Origin of the sequence: Streptomyces sp. SID12501 (genome assembly GCF_010550245.1) — a bacterium.
Lineage (GTDB): Bacteria > Actinomycetota > Actinomycetes > Streptomycetales > Streptomycetaceae > Streptomyces.
In genome coordinates, this window is the sequence record NZ_JAAGLU010000090.1 from 1 (window position 1) to 3,402 (window position 3,402).

Genomic DNA, 3,402 nt, shown 5'->3' on the forward strand with positions numbered 1-3,402 from the left:
CGGCGGGTGAGAGCGGGCGCGATGACGGCGTCGCCCACCGCGACGGCCCGGATGCCGGCGAGGAGTTCCTCGGGGCGCGCGTCCTTGAGGAGGAAGCCGCTGGCGCCGGCGCGGAGGGCGGCGTGGACGTATTCGTCGAGGTCGAAGGTGGTGAGCACGAGGACGCGGGAACGCTCGCCGGCGGCGACGATGCGGCGGGTGGCCTCGATGCCGTCCATGCCGGGCATGCGGATGTCCATCAGGACGACGTCCGGGCGCAGTTCGGCTGTCTTGCGGACGGCTTCGGCGCCGTGGGCGGCCTCGCCGACGACGTCGGTCTCGGGGACGGAGTCCAGGAGCAGGTGGAAGCCGTAGCGTTGCAGCGGCTGGTCGTCCACGATGAGCACGGTGGTCACCGGGCGCCGCCCTGGGGTGTGAGGTCGAGGACGGCCTCGACGCTCCATCCTCCGCCGGCCGCCGGTCCCGCATGGACGGTGCCGCCGTACAGAGCCGCTCTCTCCCGCATGCCCACCAGGCCGTGTCCTTCCTCGTTCGGTGGTCCGGACGGTGTGGCCGGGCCGGTGTCCTGGACCCGGATGGTCAGCCGGGTGTCCTTCTCGACGATCGCCAGACGCACCTGTGTGTCGGTGTCGGCGTGCTTCAGGGTGTTGGTGAGGGCTTCCTGGACGATGCGGTACACCGTCAGCTGCACCCCGCCATCCAGGGCGTCCACCTCGCCTGAGGTCCGGTAGACGACCTCCAGCCCGGCGGCGCGCACGTTGGCGCACAACGCTTCGAGGTCCGCGATGCCGGGCTGTGGGCTGAGTTCGGGCCCGCTCGTCGGGCCGCCCGCTGCCTCGCGCAGTACGCCGAGCACGCGCCGCAGTTCGCCGAGTGCCTGTCGGCCGGTGTCGCCGATGAGCTGCAGGGCCTCCTTGCCGCGTTCGGGTGCGATGTCGGTGGCGTAGGAGCCGGCGTCGGCGAGGGTGATGATGACGGACAGGTTGTGGCCGACGATGTCGTGCATCTCGCGGGCGACCCGGGTGCGTTCGGTGGCCGTGGCCAGCCTGCTGCGCTGGTCGCGCTCGACCTCCAGCCGGGCTGCCCGTTCCCGCAGTCCGGCGAGCTGGGCCCGGCGGATCCGTACCATCAGGCCGAGCGCGAGGGCCGCGGTCGCCGTGCTCAGCAGGAAGAACAGCGCGTCCCAGACGGACACGGCCGAGGACACGCGGACCGCGACCAGCGCCATGGCGCCCGCCGTGGCCGCGCAAGCCCACGGCAGCTGCCGCAGCCGTCCGTGCAGGGCCAGGCTGTACAGGGCGACGAAGAGGGCGACGTCCGCGCGCAGCGCCGCGCCCAGGGACCACTGGAGGACGAACACCGCGGCGATGACGCCGAAGGCCGCCATCGGCTTGTGGCGCCGCCACAGCAGGGGCAGTACCAGTCCGGCCTGGAAGGCCAGCGTCCCCGCGAGGGGCAGCTGGGTGAAGGCGAGCCGGAACAGGCGCGGGCCGTCGCCGTCGCCGTGGCTGTCGTCCACACCGTCGTGGAACAGGTCGGGCAGGCAGAACATCAGGAAGACCAGGACGACGACCGCGGTGTCCAGCACCCACGGATGTGTCCGGTCGGCCTGCCGCAGCCGCTGGCCGCCCCGGGACAGACGGGCGATGAGCGGTCCCATTCCGCTGAGGTCATCGGTGCTCACGGGCGTCACCTGTCCATGGTGCGGGTGTCAGACGTCGGAGCGCGCGAGCCGGTACGCCGCGCCGCCCAGCGCCAGTGCCGTCCAGCAGACGAAGACCAGCAGTCCGGCGCCCGGCGACAGGGTCGTGGAGTCGTGGGTCAGCGCGAACATCGACTCCCCCGCGTTGGACGGCAGGTAGGGGCTGATGTCGTCCCGCCAGGAGCTCGGCAGCAGGGAGATCAGTCCCGGGATCAGCATCAGGGCGGCCACCAGCACCGAGATCCCGCCGGCCACCGACCGCAGCAGCGCGCCCAGGGCGGTGCCGATCACCCCGACCAGGCCGAGATACAGCCCTGCGCCGAGCAGACTCCGCAGGACACCCGCGTGCGAAAGGCCCATGGCCGCCGGCGTGCCCGAGACGATTCCGCTCCCGATCAGGAAGGCGACGAACCCGCCCAGTGTCCCCACGCCCAGCGCGACCAGCCCGAACACGGCCGCCTTGGACCACAGAACGGGCAGCCGTCGGGGCACCGCCGCGAGCGTGGAGCGGATCATGCCGGTCGAGTACTCCCCCGCCGTGACCAGCACGCCGAGCACGCCCAGGGCCAGCTGGGCGAAGTTCGTACCGAAGAGGGACAGGCTGACGGCCGTGGACGTGGCGAAGTCCGGGTCCGTGTGGCCGGAGTTGATCCCCGACCTGTAGTGGTTCGCGGAGATCAGGCCGAAGGCCACCAGGAACAGCAGGCCGAGGCCCAGGGTGATCCACGTCGAGCGCAGGGACCACAGCTTGGCCCATTCCGAGGACAGCACACGCCGTCCGGTCACCCGGTAGGCGGGCCGGGCGGGGGTGGTGGTCCGGGGTTCCCCGACGGTTGCGGTGAGGGTGCTCATGCGGGCCTCCCGACGGCCTCAAGGGTCTCGATACCGGTCGTGGAGCCGTGGTACTCCACGGCATCCCTGGTCAGGTCCATGAACGCCTCCTCCAGCGACACGGTCCGCGCGCTCAGCTCGAACAGCGCGATCCCGTGCTCCGCGGCCTTCAGCCCGATCTCACGGGCGCTCAGCCCGGTCACCTGCAGCTCCTCGGAGCCGATCAGTCCGGTGACCTCGACGCCCGGCCCCGCCAGCACATCCCGCAGCCGCGCCGGGTCCTGCGCCGCCACCTTCACCGTGTCGCCGCCCGCCTCGCGGATCAGATCCGCGACGGTCGTGTCGGCCAGCAGCCGGCCGCGCCCCACGACGATCAGGTGGTCCGCCACCAGAGCCATCTCGCTCATCAGGTGCGAGGACACGAACACCGTCCGTCCGTCGTCGGCGAGCCCCTTCAGCAGGTTGCGGATCCAGAGCACACCCTCCGGGTCCAGCCCGTTGACCGGCTCGTCCAGCATCACCGTCTGCGGATCACCCAGCAAAGCCGCCGCGATGCCCAGCCGCTGGCCCATCCCGAGGGAGAAGGCGCCGGCCCGCTTCCTCGCCACGCTGCCCAGGCCGGCGAGGTCGATGACCTCCTCGACCCGGCGGCCCGGAATACCGTGCGTCAACGCGAGGGCTCTGAGGTGGTTGTACGCCGAGCGGCCCGGGTGGATCGACTTCGCCTCCAGCAGGGCGCCGACCTCCTGGAGCGGTGCGTGGTGGCGGGCGTAGTGCCGCCCGTTCACGGTGACGGAACCGCTCGTCGGGGCGTCCAACCCGACGATCATGCGCATCGTCGTGGACTTGCCCGCGCCGTTGGGCCCCAG

General features: G+C 71.9%; 4 protein-coding genes. All 4 read right to left on the reverse strand.

Annotated features, from left to right (window positions below; translation table 11 throughout):
• Nucleotides 1-395 (reverse strand): response regulator transcription factor (locus G3I71_RS44470; RefSeq protein ID WP_164324527.1); only part of this gene is annotated, 395 nt, incomplete at its 3' end.
• Nucleotides 392-1,684 carry a sensor histidine kinase gene (locus tag G3I71_RS44475; protein WP_164324529.1) on the reverse strand — a complete coding sequence of 431 codons (1,293 nt, stop codon included), beginning with the start codon at nt 1,682-1,684 and terminating at the stop codon, nt 392-394. The genes G3I71_RS44470 and G3I71_RS44475, both read right to left, overlap by 4 nt.
• Before the next feature lie 27 nt (nt 1,685-1,711).
• Nucleotides 1,712-2,554 (reverse strand): ABC transporter permease, encoded by an 843-nt coding sequence (locus tag G3I71_RS44480; protein ID WP_164324530.1) that lies wholly within the window; start codon nt 2,552-2,554, stop codon nt 1,712-1,714.
• Nucleotides 2,551-3,402, reverse strand: an 852-nt coding sequence (locus tag G3I71_RS44485) for an ATP-binding cassette domain-containing protein (RefSeq protein ID WP_164324532.1), incomplete at its 5' end; no start/stop codon positions are given. The genes G3I71_RS44485 and G3I71_RS44480, both read right to left, overlap by 4 nt.

Excerpts from the sequence above, each read along its gene's own strand:
- G3I71_RS44480 (WP_164324530.1), bottom strand. The coding sequence starts at position 2,554 with ATGAGCACCCTCACCGCAACCGTCGGGGAACCCCGGACCACCACCCCC.